17 protein-coding genes are annotated in these 16,158 nt (G+C 62.3%); 7 read left to right on the forward strand and 10 right to left on the reverse strand.

The features are described 5' to 3' along the window. Window positions 1-59: 59 nt before the first annotated feature. From ACGYK9_RS15305 to ACGYK9_RS15330, 6 genes are all read right to left on the reverse strand, one after another. A complete protein-coding gene (locus tag ACGYK9_RS15305; protein ID WP_394412682.1) occupies window positions 60-659 on the reverse strand; it encodes a superoxide dismutase in 600 nt (199 codons plus the stop codon). A gap of 122 nt (window positions 660-781) precedes the next feature. Further along, window positions 782-1,360, reverse strand: coding sequence for a sarcosine oxidase subunit gamma (locus ACGYK9_RS15310; protein WP_394412685.1), 579 nt, complete (start codon window positions 1,358-1,360; stop codon window positions 782-784). Next, window positions 1,353-4,370: a sarcosine oxidase subunit alpha family protein gene (locus tag ACGYK9_RS15315; protein WP_394412688.1), complete on the reverse strand. Its 3,018-nt coding sequence runs from the start codon at window positions 4,368-4,370 to the stop codon at window positions 1,353-1,355. The genes ACGYK9_RS15310 and ACGYK9_RS15315 overlap by 8 nt, the downstream gene beginning before the upstream one ends. A 61-nt stretch (window positions 4,371-4,431) precedes the next feature. Next, the gene (locus tag ACGYK9_RS15320) at window positions 4,432-4,761 is read right to left on the reverse strand and encodes a sarcosine oxidase subunit delta (RefSeq protein ID WP_394412691.1); all 330 of its coding nucleotides are present in this window, start codon (window positions 4,759-4,761) and stop codon (window positions 4,432-4,434) included. Window positions 4,762-4,869: 108 nt separating this feature from the next. Further along, entirely contained in the window at window positions 4,870-5,160 is a 291-nt protein-coding gene (locus ACGYK9_RS15325) for a hypothetical protein (RefSeq protein WP_209218643.1), read from the reverse strand. Between the two features lie 103 nt (window positions 5,161-5,263). Continuing rightward, window positions 5,264-6,508: a sarcosine oxidase subunit beta family protein gene (locus ACGYK9_RS15330; protein ID WP_394412694.1), complete on the reverse strand. Its 1,245-nt coding sequence runs from the start codon at window positions 6,506-6,508 to the stop codon at window positions 5,264-5,266. A 196-nt stretch (window positions 6,509-6,704) separates the two neighbouring features. Here ACGYK9_RS15330 and ccmI point away from each other — a divergent pair, with 196 nt between their 5' ends. The 3 genes from ccmI to ACGYK9_RS15345 are packed head-to-tail and all read left to right on the forward strand — an operon-like array spanning window position 6,705 to window position 8,636. Then, window positions 6,705-7,934: a c-type cytochrome biogenesis protein CcmI gene (ccmI, locus tag ACGYK9_RS15335; RefSeq protein WP_394412697.1), complete on the forward strand. Its 1,230-nt coding sequence runs from the start codon at window positions 6,705-6,707 to the stop codon at window positions 7,932-7,934. Then, window positions 7,931-8,404 carry a Holliday junction resolvase RuvX gene (ruvX, locus tag ACGYK9_RS15340; RefSeq protein WP_067264722.1) on the forward strand — a complete coding sequence of 158 codons (474 nt, stop codon included), beginning with the start codon at window positions 7,931-7,933 and terminating at the stop codon, window positions 8,402-8,404. Before ccmI ends, ruvX begins: the two co-directional genes overlap by 4 nt. Continuing rightward, on the forward strand, window positions 8,397-8,636 hold the full coding sequence (locus tag ACGYK9_RS15345; RefSeq protein ID WP_067264719.1) for a DUF1289 domain-containing protein: 240 nt from the start codon (window positions 8,397-8,399) through the stop codon (window positions 8,634-8,636). The genes ruvX and ACGYK9_RS15345 overlap by 8 nt, the downstream gene beginning before the upstream one ends. A 7-nt stretch (window positions 8,637-8,643) precedes the next feature. On the opposite strand, the gene ACGYK9_RS15350 is transcribed toward ACGYK9_RS15345, so the two are convergent. After that, on the reverse strand, window positions 8,644-8,793 hold the full coding sequence (locus ACGYK9_RS15350; RefSeq protein ID WP_394412700.1) for a hypothetical protein: 150 nt from the start codon (window positions 8,791-8,793) through the stop codon (window positions 8,644-8,646). Between the two features lie 256 nt (window positions 8,794-9,049). After that, window positions 9,050-9,871, reverse strand: coding sequence for a sulfite exporter TauE/SafE family protein (locus ACGYK9_RS15355; protein WP_394412703.1), 822 nt, complete (start codon window positions 9,869-9,871; stop codon window positions 9,050-9,052). A gap of 184 nt (window positions 9,872-10,055) precedes the next feature. On the opposite strand from ACGYK9_RS15355, the gene ACGYK9_RS15360 reads away from it, so the two are divergent. Continuing rightward, complete coding sequence (locus tag ACGYK9_RS15360) at window positions 10,056-11,243, forward strand: multidrug effflux MFS transporter (RefSeq protein ID WP_394412705.1); 1,188 nt, start codon at window positions 10,056-10,058, stop codon at window positions 11,241-11,243. A 2-nt stretch (window positions 11,244-11,245) separates the two neighbouring features. Here ACGYK9_RS15360 and dusA read toward each other — a convergent pair whose 3' ends face one another. Then, window positions 11,246-12,253, reverse strand: coding sequence for a tRNA dihydrouridine(20/20a) synthase DusA (dusA, locus tag ACGYK9_RS15365; protein WP_394412708.1), 1,008 nt, complete (start codon window positions 12,251-12,253; stop codon window positions 11,246-11,248). 569 nt (window positions 12,254-12,822) lie between these two features. Between dusA and ACGYK9_RS15370 the strand changes: the two genes are divergently transcribed. From ACGYK9_RS15370 to ACGYK9_RS15380, 3 genes are read left to right on the forward strand one after another with little or no spacing between them, the layout of a single operon-like run. After that, a complete protein-coding gene (locus tag ACGYK9_RS15370; RefSeq protein WP_394412710.1) occupies window positions 12,823-13,296 on the forward strand; it encodes a hypothetical protein in 474 nt (157 codons plus the stop codon). Further along, complete coding sequence (locus ACGYK9_RS15375; RefSeq protein WP_394412712.1) at window positions 13,293-14,093, forward strand: hypothetical protein; 801 nt, start codon at window positions 13,293-13,295, stop codon at window positions 14,091-14,093. The genes ACGYK9_RS15370 and ACGYK9_RS15375 overlap by 4 nt, the downstream gene beginning before the upstream one ends. A 40-nt stretch (window positions 14,094-14,133) precedes the next feature. Further along, window positions 14,134-15,069 carry a hypothetical protein gene (locus ACGYK9_RS15380; RefSeq protein WP_394412715.1) on the forward strand — a complete coding sequence of 312 codons (936 nt, stop codon included), beginning with the start codon at window positions 14,134-14,136 and terminating at the stop codon, window positions 15,067-15,069. Between the two features lie 237 nt (window positions 15,070-15,306). Here the strand turns inward: ACGYK9_RS15380 and ACGYK9_RS15385 are convergent, their stop codons facing one another. Further along, the gene (locus ACGYK9_RS15385) at window positions 15,307-16,071 is read right to left on the reverse strand and encodes a DeoR/GlpR family DNA-binding transcription regulator (protein WP_394412718.1); all 765 of its coding nucleotides are present in this window, start codon (window positions 16,069-16,071) and stop codon (window positions 15,307-15,309) included. Window positions 16,072-16,158 lie beyond the last annotated feature (87 nt).

The following is a 16,158-nucleotide window of genomic DNA, read 5'->3' on the forward strand; positions in this document are numbered from 1 at the left end:
GACTGGGAGAGCGCCACACGCATCAGGCGCGAGCGGCTCTCGCACGCGCCGCCGCTAGATCACATGCGCGACGCGACATTGTCCCAGTTCACAAGGTTGTCGAGGAAGTTCGACAGGTAGTCGGGGCGCGCGTTGCGGAAGTCGATGTAGTAGGAATGCTCCCACACGTCACAGCCGAGCAGCGCAGTCTGGTCGAAGCAGAGCGGGTTCACGCCGTTCTCGGTCTTGGTGACCTTCAGGCTGCCGTCCTTGTCTTTCACCAGCCACGCCCAGCCGGAGCCGAACTGGCCCGCGCCCGCGGCCTTGAACTCGTCCTTGAACTTGTCGACGGAACCAAAGCTCTCGGTGATCGCCTTTTCCAGCTCACCGGGCATTTTGTTGTCTTCGGGGCTCATCATTTCCCAGAACTGGTTGTGATTCCACAGCTGAGAGATGTTGTTGAAGATGCCGGACTGGGCCACGGCGTTCGGGTTGTAGGTGCCTTTGATGATCTCTTCGAGGGTCTTGCCCTCCCACTCGGTGCCCTCAATCGCCTTGTTGCCGTTCGTGACATAGGCGTTGTGGTGCTTGTCGTGGTGGTATTCCAGCGTTTCCTTGGACATGCCCTTGGATGCAAGCGCGTCGTGGGCATAGGGGAGATCGGGAAGTTCAAAAGCCATTTCTGGGCCTCCTCGTTTGGAAATTTCGCTGCGGCCACTTGATGTTGATCAAGCGGCAACGTCAAGGTCAACGTCTGCAAATCACATCCGTTCCGAGAGAAATAGTCAGTTTTTCTCCTGACTTACGCCGTTTGGAAATGACCGACCGCGCTGCCGGGCTGGGCTGCCACGCAAAGCTGGTCGAACATATACTGCGCCACCGAGCGAAAGCAGATCACCTCAAAGGCGCCATCGTCGCGCAGCCAAAAGGCGGCGGGCACCTGCCCCATCCGGGTGCGGCGGAACATGCCGGGGGTGAATTGATCCGGGGCGAGGTCGACGGGGGCGAGCTTGGCCAGCACCTCCCGCGCGTGGGGGCCTTCGACACGAAACGCCGCGCGCGCGCCGGAGACATCCATGGCGGTGGTATGGGTATCCTCGAAGGCCGCATGCAGCCGCGCCAGCACCTCGGACACCTGCACGTGAGGGCAAAAGAGCAGCAATTCATCGGACGACATCCAAGCCACCCCGGCATCCCCGGCGAAGCGGCATTGCCCCCGCTCGGGGCGCTCCACCCCGGTGAGTTTCTTGGTCACCTTGCGCAGATAGGGCGCATCAAGATCGCCGCGGATCGTAATCATGCCCATGGGTGCCACTTCGGAAATCACAGCGATACCAGCGTCATAGCGGGCGTTCTTCAATGCGCTTACGGGTTCAGACATTCTGTTTCTCCCCCTTGGGATCATAAAACACCGGATCGACGATCCGCGCCTCATAGGTCTTGCCATCGGTGCCGGGGAAGGTCAGCACCTCGCCCATCCGGTCCGGTCCATGCAGCACCAGCGCCATGGCGATGCCCCGGTCCAGCGTCGGCGAATGATAGGAGGAGGTCACCCGCCCCTGCATCACCTTCTGGCCGTTCTCATTCTCACATTCGCCAAGCGCATAGGCCCCATCCGGCAGGGTGCTGCCATCCGTGGTCTCAAGCCCCACCAGTTTCCAGCGGGTCGGATCCTGCATATGGCTACGCTGTTGCGCGCGTTTGCCAAGGTAGTCGTCCTTCTTTTTCGAGATCGCCCAGTTCAGGCCAAGGTCTTGGGGGATCACCGTGCCGTCGGTCTCATCCCCGATCATGATGAAGCCCTTTTCAGCGCGCAGGATGTGCAAACATTCCGTGCCATAGGGCATCACGCCCAAGTCATGCCCGGCGATCAGCAGCGCGTCCCAGAAGGCCTGCCCCTGCCCTGCCTCAACGGCGATCTCATAGCTCAGCTCGCCAGAGAAAGAGATGCGGAAGACGCGGACCTTGAAACCACCCAATTCGCCCTCGGTCCATTCCATGAAGCCAAGCGCCTCGCGGCTGAGGTCCATGCCGCCGAGCTTTTCCAGACATTTGCGCGCATTGGGGCCGACCACGGCCACCTGCGCGTAATGTTCGGTGGCGTTGACCACATGCACTTTCCAATCCCACCACTCGGTCTGGAGCCATTCCTCCATATGGGCATGGATGCTGTCGGCCCCGCCGGTGGTCGTGTGGCAGAGGAATGTCTGCTCATCCAGCCGCGCCACAACACCATCGTCGATCAGGAAACCATTTTCGTTGCACATCAGCCCGTAACGGCATTTGCCGGGTTTCAGCGTCGACATCATATTGGTGTACATCATGTCGAGGAACCGCGCCGCATCCGGGCCGCGCACGATCAGCTTGCCAAGGGTCGAGGCATCCAGCAGGCCGAGGTTCTGGCGCGTGTTGGTCACCTCACGCATCACCGCGTCATGGGTGCTTTCGCCGTCTTGCGCATAGGCATAGGGCCGCCGCCACTGGCCGACCGGCTCCCAGACAGCGCCATTGGCTTCGTGCCAATCATGCAGCGGGGTGCGGCGGATCGGCTGGAAGGTATCGCCCCGCGCCGCCCCCGCAATCACGCCCATCGAAATCGGGTGGTAAGGCGGGCGGAAGGTGGTGGTGCCGACGTTGGGGATCTCTGCATCCAACGCCCCGGCGAGCGTGGCCAGCCCGTTGATATTGCTAAGCTTCCCCTGATCCGTTGCCATGCCGAGCGTGGTATAGCGTTTGGCATGTTCGACCGAGACGAAACCCTCTTGCGCCGCCAGCCGAACGTCCGAGACCTTCACGTCGTTCTGATAGTCGAGAAAGGTCTTTTCGCGCAGTTTGACGCTGGCGCCCTGTGGCATTTGCCAAACCGGCATCATCGGCGCCTCCTCGCGCCGGGCCGCCGTGGGCGCGGTGAGATCGCGCGGCAGTTTGAAGCCGAGCGACGTTGCCACTCCATCGGCAGCGGCATGGGCGTCATGCAGCACGTCGTCGAGGGCAAAGACCCCGGCCGCCGCCCCCGCTGGCGTCACGAAACCATGGCCGTCTGCCCCGGTGGGCGGATGGTCCTGATCTGGGCGGAAACAGGCTTTTGCATCGTCCCACTTCAGCTTGCCACCGCAGTGTGACCACAGATGCACCACCGGCGACCAGCCGCCCGACATGGCCACCGCATCGCAGGCGATCTCTTCCAGCACGGCACCTTCGCCCGCCTGCGAACAGACGGCCACACCGGTCACCCGCTTGCCCCCCTGAACCGAGGATACCGCATGGCCCATGACCACCCGAATGCCAAGCGCGCGGGCTTGGGCGACCAATTCGCTGTCTTGCGGCAAGACGCGGGCATCCAGCACGGCGGGCACATCAAGCCCCGCCTGTTTCAGCGCAATCGCCGTGAGATAGGCATTGTCGTTATTCGTCACCACCACGGTGCGATCACCCGGTGACACCCCGTAATTCGCTACATAGTCGCGCATGGCCGAGGCCAGCATCACGCCAGGCACGTCATTGCCCGCAAAGCTCAGCGGCCGCTCGATCGCGCCCGTGGCGGTGATCACATGGGCCGCCCGCACGCGCCAAAGCCGATGACGTGGGCCTGCGCTCTCGGGGGCATGATCCCGCAGCCGTTCATAGCCCAGCACATAGCCGTGATCGTAAACCCCTGCCCCCATGGTCCGGTCGCGCAGGTCCACATTCTCCATGCCGCGCAAACGGTCGAGCGTTTGCGCGATCCAGTCCTCCACCGGCGCATCGTCGACCGTGCCGCCGTCAACCGGCGCCCGCCCGCCCCAATGGGCCGACTGCTCCATCACGATGACACGCGCACCGCTCAAACCCGCGGCCAAGGCGGCCTGAAGCCCCGCGACACCGCCGCCGATGACCAGCACATCGCAGAAGGCGTGGAAGTGTTCATAGGTGTCGGCATCCGCGGCCTTGGGCGCTTTGCCAAGACCGGCAGAATGGCGAATGATCGGCTCATAGAGATGCTTCCACAGCGGACGCGGATGCATGAACATTTTGTAGTAGAAGCCCGCCGGCAGAAAGCGGCTGAGGTGTTTGTTGATCGCGCCCACGTCGAACTCAAGGCTCGGCCAGTGGTTCTGGCTTTCAGCGGCCAACCCCTCGTAAAGCTCGGTCGTGGTGACACGGGCATTGGGCTCGAAATGCTCCTCTTGGCCAAGACCGACCAGACCGTTGGGTTCTTCGGGGCCGGAGGTCACGATGCCGCGCGGGCGGTGGTATTTGAACGAACGCCCGACCAGCACCTGATCATTGGCCAACAGCGCCGAGGCCAGCGTGTCGCCCTCATAGCCGCGCATTTGCTTGCTGTTGAAGGTAAAGCTCAGCGGTTTGCTTTTGTTCAGCAGGCGGCCGCCTGTGGCCAGTCTTGTGCTCATCGTGGAAAACCTTGGGGGCTGAGGATGGGGTGAATACCGGGGCGAGAAACGAGGTCGGGGGCTAGCTGGCGCGCTGCCACTGCCAATCGGGATGGCGTTTGCGGATCGCCTCAAGGATGTGATCCGGCGGGGCGAGGGTCTGCGCGGGATAGCTGCCAAAGACTTCGAGCGTGGCGGTATCGCGGGCCATGTGGAACCACTTGCCGCAGCCATAGACATGCCGCCAACGCTCAAGATGCACGCCCTTGGGGTTCTCACGCATGAAGAGGTAACGCTCGAAATCCTCTTCGGAGCCGCCGGGGCCGATACGTTTCAAATGCGCCTCCCCGCCGCCGTGAAATTCCGTCTCTTCGGCGGTGAAATGGCAGCAAGGACAGGTGAGGATCAGCATGGGCAGACTCCTGCGCGGGTAGAGAACGGCAAAACGCCGCCCCGGCGCGACGGCGCGGAGCGGCGTGATTCGTGAAAAGGCGACGCTGCGCGCGTGGCCGAGGGGGTTTTACTCGGTCGGGGTTGCTGCCTCATCGACGGCATCCGCCGTGCCTTCGGCAGCGCCCTCAATGGTCTCGCCAGTGCTTTCGGCTGCGCCTTCGATATTAACGTTGACGTCATTCGCGCCATCAAGGTCACCGCCCGCGAAGAGGAAATAGGCCAGCAAAGCCACCACGACGACGACCGCGCCCACGATGAAGGCAAGGCCGCTGTTGCCGCCACGATCGGTCGTGGTCGTGGTTGTGGTGGTGTTGGTATGATCGACGTGATCCGTGCGGTTGTGATCCGGGGTTGCCATTGTTCAGCTCCGTTATATTCAATGTCTGAACGGGTAACCCCGGGCCGGGCACTGGCGTTCCCCCCCGTGCTGAGCAGCGGCGAATTGTGGCCGATCCACAACATCAATGCGCCACCCCGGCGGCCACGGATTCGTCGATAAAGCGGCCTTCGGCGAAACGCTCAAGCCCGAAGGCGTCGGTCAGGGGCGAATGCCCCTTGGCCATCAACTCCGCAAAGCCCCAGCCCGAACCGGGGATCGCCTTGAAGCCGCCCGTGCCCCAGCCGCCATTGATAAACACCCCCTCGACCGGGGTCCTGCTGAGGATGGGAGAGCGGTCGCCGGTGACATCCACGATGCCGCCCCATTGCCGCAGCATCTTGAGCCGCGAGATCATCGGGAAGGTCTCGACCAGCGCGCGCACCGTCTCTTCGATATGATGAAAACTGCCGCGTTGGGTGTAGTTGTTATGCCCGTCCGTGCCGCCGCCGATGACCATCTCGCCCTTGTCAGACTGGCTCATGTAGCCGTGCACCGTATTGGCCATGACGACGACATCCATACAGGGTTTGACCGGCTCCGAGACCAGCGCCTGCAAGGCCACGCTTTCGATCGGCAGACGAAAGCCTGCCATATTCGCCAGCTGGCCCGAATGCCCCGCCACGACGATCCCCAGCTTGTCGCAGTCGATATCGCTGCGTGTGGTGCTGACGCCGGTCACCTTGCCGCCCGTCTGGCGCACGCCGGTGACCTCGCATTTCTGGATAATGTCCATGCCCATATCCGAGCAGGCCCGCGCATAGCCCCAAGCCACCGCATCATGCCGCGCGGTGCCGCCGCGGGCCTGCCAGAGCCCGCCCAGCACCGGGTAGCGCGGCCCGTCGATGTTGATGATCGGCACCAGTTGTTTGACCCGGTCCGGCCCGATAAATTCGGTCTGTACGCCTTGCAGGGCGTTGGCATGGGCCGTGCGTTTGTAGCCGCGCACCTCATGTTCGGTCTGCGCCAGCATGATGACACCACGGGGGCTGAACATGACGTTGTAGTTCAGGTCTTGGCTCATCGTCTCATACAGACTGCGCGCCTTTTCGTAGATCGCAGCCGAGGGGTCTTGCAGGTAGTTCGAGCGGATGATCGTCGTGTTGCGCCCGGTGTTGCCGCCGCCAAGCCAACCCTTTTCCAGCACCGCGACATTGGTGATGCCGAAGTTCTTGCCCAGATAATAGGCCGTCGCCAGCCCATGCCCGCCCGCGCCCACGATGATCACGTCATAGCGCTTTTTCGGCTGCGCATCCCGCCATGCCCGGGTCCAGCCCGTATGATGGCGCATCGCCTCTCGGGCCACTGCGAAAACGGAGTATTTCTTCATCACGTCACTTCCCGGCAAGGATTCGGGCCGCGCGGGCGGCTGTGCTCAGTTCTGAGCCTAGGAGCAGATATGCGAAATGACCACCACGGCATTTGGACGCGGTTTTGCGACATGCGGCGCGATTGGTGAAAAATGCCGCAGGGCACGCGGCATTTGCGGGCTTTTGTCGGGGCCGGTCAAAGGTTAGGTAGAGGCCATGATATTCTGGTTTCTCTCTGGCGCGATGGCGCTTGTCGTGGGCGGTCTTCTGGCGCGGGCCGCCTGGCGCGGCGCGGATACGCCCCTGCCCGCTCAGGCGGACTATGATCTGAAGGTTTACCGCGACCAGTTGGAGGAGGTTGAGCGCGATGTGGCACGCGGGATTGTCCCCGAGGCCGACGCCGCCCGCATCCGGACCGAGATTTCGCGCCGGATCCTCGCGGCCGATGCCGCCCGCGACGGTGGCCCGCACACCGCCGCGCGCCCCGCGCCCTTCGTGCTGATCGCCGGGGTCGTGGCCTTGGGGGCCGGGTCTTTGGCGCTTTATTGGCATCTGGGGCAGCCCGGCTATGGCGATCTGGCCCTCGCCGACCGCATCGCCTTTGCCGAGGATATGCGCCGCAACCGTCCCAGCCAGCAAAGCGCGGTGGACAGCCTGCCCCCCAGCCCTGCCACCGAAGGGCTGAGCGCCGATTACCTCGCCTTGATGCAGCAGCTGCGCGCCACGGTCAAAGACCGGCCCGAAGACCTGCAAGGGCAAACCCTTCTGGCGCAGAACGAAGCCCGCATCGGCAATTTCCCCGCCGCGGCCGAGGCGCAGGGCAATGTGCTGCGTCTCAAAGGCGCCGACCGCACCGCCAAGGATATCGCGGATTATGCCGAACTTTTGGTGCTGGCAGCGGGCGGCTATGTTTCGCCCGAGGCGGAAACCGCCCTGCGCGAGGTTTTGAACCGCGATGAGCAGGATGGCCGGGCGCGCTATTACCTCGGCCTGATGATGGTGCAGACCGGACGGCCCGATGTGGGCTTTCGCATATGGGACGCGCTGCTGCGGCGCGGGCCTGTCGATGCCCCCTGGATCGAGCCGATCCGCGCGCAGATCGCTCAGGTCGCCGCACTTGCCGGGGTGAATTACGAGATGCCGCAGATTGGCACTGGCACCCCCGCGCGCGGCCCTTCGGCCGAAGACATCGAAGCCGCCTCTGAGATGAGCGCGGATGACCGGATGGAGATGATCGGCGGCATGGTCGCAGGGCTGTCGGACCGTCTGGCCAGCGAAGGTGGCCCGCCGCAGGACTGGGCGCGGCTGATCACATCGCTGGGGGTCTTGGGCGATACCGATCAGGCCCGAGCGGTCTATGATAACGCGCTTGAGGTCTTCTCGGGCGATAATGCGGCGCTGGACATGATCCGCAGCGCCGGGGAACGCGCAGGGGTGGCAGGATGATTTACGACGAAACCGCAGATTTCATCGCCGCCCTACCCCCGATGCAGGCGCTGATCGGGCTGGACTTGGGCGAGAAAACCATCGGCGTGGCGGTGAGCGACAGTTTCCAATCCGTTGCCACCCCGCTGGAAACCGTGCGACGCAAAAAGTTCGGCGTCGATGCCGCCCGGCTGACCGAGATCATCGCCGAACGCCGCATCGGCGGGCTTGTTCTGGGGCTGCCGCGGAATATGGATGGCACCGAGGGGCCGCGCTGCCAGTCGACCCGTGCCTTCGCGCGCAACTTCGACCGGCTCAGCCCCCTGCCGATCACCTATTGGGATGAGCGCCTGTCGACCGTGGCCGCCGAACGCGCGCTTCTTGAGGCCGACACCACCCGCAAACGCCGCGCCGAGGTCATCGACCATGTGGCGGCGGGCTATATCCTTCAGGGGCTTCTGGACCGTTTGCAGGTGATGCGCCGTGACTAAAAAGGTCTGGCAACGCGATGAGGTCGAAAGCCCCTGCATCAACATCTGCGTGGTGCATCCCGAAAGCCGTCTCTGCACCGGCTGTCTGCGTTCGATCGACGAGATTGGCCGCTGGTCCGCGATGAGCGCCGAGGAACGCCGCGCCATCATGGCGGAACTGCCCTCACGCGAAAGCGCCCATGCGAAACGGCGCGGGGGCCGCGCGGCGCGGCTGGCCCGGCGGCGCGACTAAGGCGGGCTCAGGCGCCGCGGCGCTGGACGATCTGGTTCAGGAAAATAAGGGCCGCTTCGCCGTGGGTGACATCCTGATGCCCCATCGGGGCCGCGTTGTAGTTGGCGGCAGGCACAGCGGCGCGGGCGAAGGTCAGGCTGGTCTCACGGGTGAACATCCCATCGAACCGAAACGCCCGACGGCCACGGCGTGCAGGTCTCCAATAAGCAAGGTCGCTACCCTGCCCTTTGAGAATGATCGCTTTGGTTCCGCATCGGCGCATCTCGTCACGTCCCTTGGTTCGGATGATTCTGCGTTCGTTATGGCATTTAGCCCGCAGTTTGTGTCGAGATTGCGGCAATTTAATGAACATTGTCCGAAATTGGGCGGAAAGAGCCGCATTCCGGCAGGAGTAAGGTCAAAAACAGGACGGCTCAGCCCCAAAGCGCCTTTCTCAACATATTCAGGGCCACCAGCACGAGGAAGACAGCAAACACCCGCCGCAGCGGTTTGGGATCCATCGCATGGGCCAGCCGCACGCCCCAAGGCGCGGTGATCAGCGTCATCGCCACGACGATCCCAAAGGCTGCGAGGTTGACCGCCCCGAGGGTCAGCGGCGGGCGGTTCTGGCCGATATCGACAAACAGAAAGGCAATCACCGAAGGCACGGCGATCAGGAGGCCAAAGCCCGCCGCCGTGGCCACAGCCTTGTGAATGGGCCGCCCGTGCAATGTCATCAGCGGCACGCCAAAACTGCCGCCACCGATCCCCATGAGCACCGACAGAAAGCCCACCATCGGCGACAGGAGCGCGCGCTTGAGGCCGCGGGGCATGGTCTCCCCCAAGCGCCACTCGCTGCGCCCAAAGCCAAGGTAGAGGCCCACGCAAAGCGCCAGCCCGCCAAAGATCACTTGTAGCGTCTGGGTCCGCAGTTGGGATACTAGCAGCACGCCCAGAATGGCCCCCAGCATGATCCCCGGTGCCCAAGTGCGCAGAATTTCCCAATCCACCGCGCCCTTTTTGTTATGGGCATGAACCGAGCGCGCAGAGGTGACGATGATCGTCGCCAAAGAGGTCGCAAGACAAATTTGCATCAACTGCGGCCCGCCATAGCCGAGCGATTGCAGCACATAAAACAACGCCGGGACCAAGACGATCCCCCCGCCGACGCCCAAAAGCCCCGCCAGAATTCCGGCAAAACCGCCGATCAGGGCGAGCAGCACCAGCATCGGCAATAGATCGTTCAATTCTGGCATGAGCCCCTCCCCGGCTGTCTTTGGCTCTATCAAGCCGTTTCGCGCGGGGGGTTCAAGGCGATAACGGCGGGCTTGCACTTTGCCCGGGGGCAGTTAGGTTGCGCGCGATTGTGGGCCCCAAGCGCACCGACCGTTTGCCGCCCGCCCCATATGGCCCCGGCCATCTCATCCGAAAGGACATTTCGTGCTACGTTCAGCGCTCATTCTCGGGTTGCTGGGGCTGGTCGGCCCCTTTGCCATCGACATGTATCTGCCCGCCATGCCTGCCATCGCCGCAAGCTATGGCGCCTCTGAGACGGCGGTTCAGGCGACGATCACCGCCTATTTCATCGCCTTCGGGCTTGGGCAGCTCTTCTACGGCCCTTGGGCCGATCAGGCGGGGCGCAAACTGCCGATCATGGTCGGGCTCACGCTGTTTCTGGTCGCCTCTTTCGGGGCGGCCTTCGCCCCGTCGATGGCGGCGCTGACCGGTTGGCGCGCCCTGCAAGGGCTGGGTGGCGCGGTGCTGATGGTGGTACCCCGCGCGATCATCCGCGATCAATATACCGGGACACAGGCGACGCGCTTGATGGCGATGTTGATGCTGGTGATCTCGATCTCGCCCATGCTGGCCCCGCTGGCGGGCAGCGCGGTTCTGGCCTTGGCCGATTGGCGCGCGATCTTCATAGCCCTCGGCGTGCTGGCGGTTGCCGCGCTGGCCCTCACCGCCACCGCCCAGCCCGAGACCTTGCCCGCAGAGCGCCGCGTTCAGATCAATCCGCGCAGCCTTTGGCGCGGCGCGAAGGTGCTGCTGAGCGATCCGATCTTCATGGGGCTGACCTTTATCGGCGGCTTCGCCATGGGGTCTTTCTTTGTCTTCATTGCCTTCGCGCCCTTCGTTTATACCGGGCAATACGGGCTGGGGCCGACGGGGTTCTCGCTGGCCTTCGCGGTCAACGCGGTGGGCTTCTTCTCGGCCTCGCAATTGGCGGGATGGCTGGGCGAACGCTGGGGCATGCGCAGCCTCGTCCGGCGCGGGGTCGCGGGCTTCGTGCTCTTCTCCGCCGCGATCTTTGTCACCGCGTTGGTTACCGAGCCGGGCCTCTATCTGGTGATGGCGGGTCTGTTCTGCGCCAATGCCTGCCTTGGCGTGGTGGTGCCGACGGTGATGGTCGTGGCGCTGGATGACCACGGCGATATCGCAGGGCTGGCCTCGTCTTTAGGCGGGACCTTGCAGATGGTGGCCGGGGGCCTTTCCATCGCGCTGGCCGGGCCGTTTTTCGACGGCAGCGTCACGCCGATGTTGGGGGCCATCGCGGCCTGCGGTCTGGTAGCGGCCCTGCTCACGCTGGCGCTGCTGCGGCCCCGCCCTGTGGCTGAGCCCAGCGTCTGACCCTACCCCGCCGCGGCCATGTCCTGCGCCGCGGCGACTTCGGCCAAGGCCGTTTCGACCAGTTCCGGGCCCGCGCCGGGCTTATGCGCCCCTTCGGAAAGGATACGCCGCCACTGCCGCGCACCGGGCCGCCCGGCGAAAAGCCCCAGCATATGCCGGGTGATCTGCCCCAGCCGCCCGCCGCTTGCCAAATGGGCCTCGATATAGGGCAACATCCCCTGCACCGCCGCCTCCGCACTGCTGTCGCCGCCCTGCCCATAGATGCGCCGGTCTGCCGTGGCGAGGATATCCGCGGGCGCGTGGTAGGCGCTGCGCCCAACCATGACGCCATCGAGCCCCGCATCGAGAAAGGCTTCGGCCTGATCAAGCGAGGTGATCCCGCCATTGACCGAGATATGCAGGTTCGGGAACAGCCCTTTCATTCGGTGGACGAGGTCATAATCCAACGGCGGAATATCGCGGTTTTCCTTGGGGCTTAGCCCCTGCAACCACGCCTTGCGGGCATGGATCGTCACACGGGTACAGCCCGCCGCCACGATCCGCGACAGGAACTCGGGCAGGATCTCTTCGGGGTTCTGATCGTCCACCCCGATGCGGCATTTCACCGTGACCTCGACATCGCAGGCCGCGCGCATCGCATCGACGCAATCGGCCACCAGCCCCGGCTGCTGCATTAAAACGGCCCCGAATGCACCCGATTGCACCCGGTCAGAGGGGCAGCCGCAATTAAGGTTGATCTCATCATAGCCCGCCGCGGCCCCCAACCGCGCCGCCTGCGCCAGCTCCTGCGGGTCCGACCCGCCCAGTTGCAATGCAACGGGATGTTCCGCAGGGTCGTGATCCAGCAGGTGCAACGCGCCACCGCGCACCAAGGCGGGGGCGGTCACCATCTCGGTGTAAAGCAGGGTCTCGCGGCTGAGCAGACGGTGGAGGTAGCGGCAGTGGCGGTCGGTCCAATCCATCATGGGTGCCACGCTCAGCCGTGCTGCTCTTTCAACATTACTTTTCAATAGCTTAACCTCATCTCCGAATGAGCTTGATGTAGCACGCTTGGCGTGGATTTCCGGGGGTTTCCCCCGGTTTTCCGGGGTTTTCGATTCAGGATTGCTACCGTGTAGCACATCTGAACTGCCAGAACACCGCCACTTACTCCGCCCGTGTTCACCCCGCGCGCCGCCTCCCTTGCTTCTCTGTCTGAACCAGGGAAGTCGGGAATCAAACCAAGGAGAATTTTTTCGCGGACGCGCCGACTTGCATTGTAGCGTTGTTGCAATTATCAATTTCGCGCAAAGCAAAAACAGATTTTTAATTACTACTTTCAGACCATTAGGCTCCGCCTATGTGTGGATCGCGCCTTACCGCGGCAGCGTTTCAAAACGTATAATTCGGAGCGTATTCTCCATGAGCAAGCTTACTCAAACCACGCATGTCGAGCTTCGGTCGCGCGTAAAAAAGGCCCTGAAGGATGTCGGGCTCGGGGTGGCATTTATCGGCTTCGCGCTCATGGGGCTTTTCAGGTCCGCCGCAAGGTTCAAAAGACACATTCCCAATCACTCTAACTTCTCAAAAGGATATTCTCATGAAACGGGCACTTCTGACGACTTTGGCCATGATGACCTCCTCTGCCGCGATGGCCGGCTCTTACTGCGAACTGGACGGGTCGGAGATGTTCAGCTGCACCTTTAACGGTGGCGCAAAGGCCGTTGAGGTTTGCGATGCCTTCTGGATGGACGGCGATATGGCCTCTTATGGCTTTTTCCAAACCAGCGGTGAACTCGAGAAGGAAATCATCGTCGACAAAGCCTCCCTGCTTTACAACGAGGGCACGGGCATGGGCACGATGATGAGCGAGTCGGTCACCTTCCAAACCGAAGACGGCTATGGCTACGAGGTATACTGGTGGGCCGAACGCGGCGACGCCGAGGTCGGCGGTGGCCTCACCGTTTATCAGGACGGCAACGAGATTGCCGACCTGTCCTGCGATGCGGGGTCTGTTCAGCAAAGCCTTGGTGAGTTCATCATGATGATCGACAATGCGCAGGTCTCCCCATGAGACCTTGGGCTGCGGCCGTGATCGCGGGGGGCCTCGGCTCTGCTGCACAGGCGCAGGGGGTGTGTTCGGGCGAGGTGGTGTTTCAATGCGCCACCAACGCGCCCGAGGCGGAGCGGGAGCAGATCACTGTCTGTCAGTCTGACGTGCGGTTTGAAATGGTGCGGCACCACTTGGCCTCCGGTGAGCTGCGCTATGACGTTCCTCTGACCGCCAATGGGGCGCTGACCCACTACACTTTTAGCTGGCTCGACGAGGAAACGCTCAAGGTCGAACTGGGATTTTGGGATGAACCCTACGCTATGGCGCGCATTCTTCACATGGCTCTGCCGTGGAACGAAGAGGAGGACGAACAGCGGCTGGACTTGCCCTCCGAAGCCTGGTTGCAAACCGCTGATTGGCAGATGCCGATTGAACAGGAACTGTGCTTGCCGCAAACCGTCTACGCCGACCTCGCCACGATGGAGCTCGGGTTTGTGGATCGCGGGCCTGTGGGCTTGTTTTTCTCGGGTGATGAAATCGTGCCGACCCCAGAGACAGTCGGTCGCGCACGCGTGCAGACCGATACAACGGTGTCTGTCTACCAGTGGAGCAGCCCCAATGCCGCAACACCCGTGTGGTGGCAGCTATATGACGGTGACGAAGTTGAGGTGCTGGCCGTGCAAGGCGCTTTTCGCGCGGTGGCGATCCCGATCGGCGTTAGTGAATGCGTAGTCCGCCCTGAAGACATGGGGCATCCCTACAACGGCCCCTGTGCCACGGGCTGGGTAGATCAGCAGTATCTACAGATGATCCAGTAACGGGTCGCCGAAGCTTTAATCTACGACACAGACATAACACATGGCAGTTTCAATTTTGAGCGCAGTGGGGGGGAAGATGCGGAAAACTATGACAATTGCAGCGGTGCTGGCTGCGAGCCAAGCCGCTGCGTTTTGCGACGAAGGCATTCTGGAAACCGATGTGCTTTGTGTGACCGAAGAGGCAGAAGAAATTAAACTCTGCCGCACGGTCCACCCGATGACCGAGATGGAGATTTTGTCTCTTAACGTCGATCCGGCGATCTCTAAGGGACCACACAGCGAGGTGGCACGGGATATTCCCTTTGCGATGACACTCGGGACAGGTGGCTACCCTTGGGACAGTTATGGTCTGACTTTCTTGGACGAGAGCGGACACGCCGTGCTCAACCTGCGCCGTGCGATTGATGCCGTGGATAACAGTCAAGTTGAAATCTCGCTCGACCTATTCGGACGGGGGGCCGAACCGCAGCGCACTTTAACCTGTATGGTGCCCGCCCTGCGCGCTGAAATTGACGCTCTGCTGACGACACGCGGCATTGCGCCAAATGGCGCGCGCACCGGCCCTTCCGCAGACAGCCGCCCCTTCTACATCCCGCGCCAAAGACTGCCTGGAGATACGCCTTATGGCGGCTATGCTTGCCGCGAAGTCGGTCTGGTCGAGAGTAAGGAAGGCTCTGACGCGGGTCAAATTGCGCTTTACACCGCCGCCTTTGAGGACGCCGCGATCATGGGTTATCTCAGCCCCTACGACGCCACGGGAGCCTTCGAATGCTGGAATGAAAACGGTTTCAGCGGCATCGTCTGGCCCGATAGGGACAAGCGCGGCGATGACCTTCCGTGGTCCATGCTCGATTTCGACGCACGTCTTGTCGCCTGCGGCCTGAACGAGGCTAACTGGCCACCGAATGTTGCCTATGACGGCAAGTGCTCCAGCGCATGGGTGACGTCCGGGTCGGTTGCTGGTTTTGGCGGCTGACACAGCTTCAACTTTGTGGTTCCACCTGCCGATCATGCACTTTGGCACCGCATTGCGCACCTGCAGCGAAGGTCGGCTTTCCGCCCAGTATCACGCTGTCGAAAACGGCCGTAAACCGACCTCCAAAAATAGGCCGGACGCAGCATCGCAGCACCTGCAAGCGGACATTGATCCGTGCCAATACTCTTCCAGAGGATGTGACGGGCTGACGTGCAGGTTAGCCAGCGAACGAGGGTGTCAAACTTGCACAATCTGACATCCATGTCGCGAACAGCTATCAATTACCGATGCTGAAAAACGTGCCCCTGTCACGATCACGTCAAAGTCCCAAGCGTGACCCATCTGGAAAGGCAGGTCCAAGCCGTTCTTCGTGCTGTCCACCACCAGAATGTTCTTCTTCCCACAGCCGGCAATGGCCTTGCGGGCGGACATTTCGTCGGCGTTGTAATCCAGTACCTCGCCCTCTTCGGAAAGGCCGCCGCAGCTGAACACCGCATAATCAACCCGATACCTTGAGAAGAAATTGAGCGCTGACGTGCCGATCATATCCAGATCGCGCATTCTTACGGTTCCGCCTGCCAGTTCGACAGCAACGCCAGGGGCTTGTTGCAGGGCGCAGACAGCGTGAATGCTGTTTGACGCGACGAAAAGGTCTTTATGCGAAGCCAAGAACCGCGCGCAGGCTTCCACCGTTGTGCCGGTGCCCAAGGCCACCCGTGCGCCATCGGGAATGAGACTCTTTACTGCTAATGCGATGCGCTGCTTTTCCTGTCGCGCGATGCCTTCGCGTGGCAGATAGCCGATGTTCTCACTCTGCTGGCGCAGCCGGGCATAGCCGTTGCGGCGCTGGACGAGTCCCGCTTCGTCAAGATCGCGCAGGTCGGCTCGTATGGTTTGTACCGAGACCGAAAGCTCGGACGAAAGCTCGGATGCCGACAGCGTTTCGCGCTTGGAGAGTAGGGCAATAATCTCGTCTCTTCTCTGGGTAATATCCCGTCGCACGGTCATTTCCTTCGAAAAATAATGGTTTTTTCTAATAGGTTAGGAAATGAACTCAGGCCCCGCAATATAAATAAAAGTTTCAAAGAA

Origin of the sequence: Sulfitobacter sp. 1A15258 (assembly GCF_043557045.1) — a bacterium.
GTDB lineage: Bacteria > Pseudomonadota > Alphaproteobacteria > Rhodobacterales > Rhodobacteraceae > Sulfitobacter > Sulfitobacter faviae.

Bases quoted from the DNA above. Each gene is read 5' to 3' on its own strand.
- ACGYK9_RS15305 (WP_394412682.1), bottom strand. From the start codon at position 659: ATGGCTTTTGAACTTCCCGATCTCCCCTATGCCCACGACGCGCTTGCA.
- ACGYK9_RS15310 (WP_394412685.1), bottom strand. From the start codon at position 1,360: ATGTCTGAACCCGTAAGCGCATTGAAGAACGCCCGCTATGACGCTGGT.
- ACGYK9_RS15315 (WP_394412688.1), bottom strand. From the start codon at position 4,370: ATGAGCACAAGACTGGCCACAGGCGGCCGCCTGCTGAACAAAAGCAAA.
- ACGYK9_RS15320 (WP_394412691.1), bottom strand. From the start codon at position 4,761: ATGCTGATCCTCACCTGTCCTTGCTGCCATTTCACCGCCGAAGAGACG.
- ACGYK9_RS15325 (WP_209218643.1), bottom strand. From the start codon at position 5,160: ATGGCAACCCCGGATCACAACCGCACGGATCACGTCGATCATACCAAC.
- ACGYK9_RS15330 (WP_394412694.1), bottom strand. From the start codon at position 6,508: ATGAAGAAATACTCCGTTTTCGCAGTGGCCCGAGAGGCGATGCGCCAT.
- ccmI (WP_394412697.1), top strand. From the start codon at position 6,705: ATGATATTCTGGTTTCTCTCTGGCGCGATGGCGCTTGTCGTGGGCGGT.
- ruvX (WP_067264722.1), top strand. From the start codon at position 7,931: ATGATTTACGACGAAACCGCAGATTTCATCGCCGCCCTACCCCCGATG.
- ACGYK9_RS15350 (WP_394412700.1), bottom strand. From the start codon at position 8,793: ATGTTCACCCGTGAGACCAGCCTGACCTTCGCCCGCGCCGCTGTGCCT.
- ACGYK9_RS15355 (WP_394412703.1), bottom strand. From the start codon at position 9,871: ATGCCAGAATTGAACGATCTATTGCCGATGCTGGTGCTGCTCGCCCTG.
- ACGYK9_RS15370 (WP_394412710.1), top strand. From the start codon at position 12,823: ATGAAACGGGCACTTCTGACGACTTTGGCCATGATGACCTCCTCTGCC.
- ACGYK9_RS15375 (WP_394412712.1), top strand. From the start codon at position 13,293: ATGAGACCTTGGGCTGCGGCCGTGATCGCGGGGGGCCTCGGCTCTGCT.
- ACGYK9_RS15380 (WP_394412715.1), top strand. From the start codon at position 14,134: ATGGCAGTTTCAATTTTGAGCGCAGTGGGGGGGAAGATGCGGAAAACT.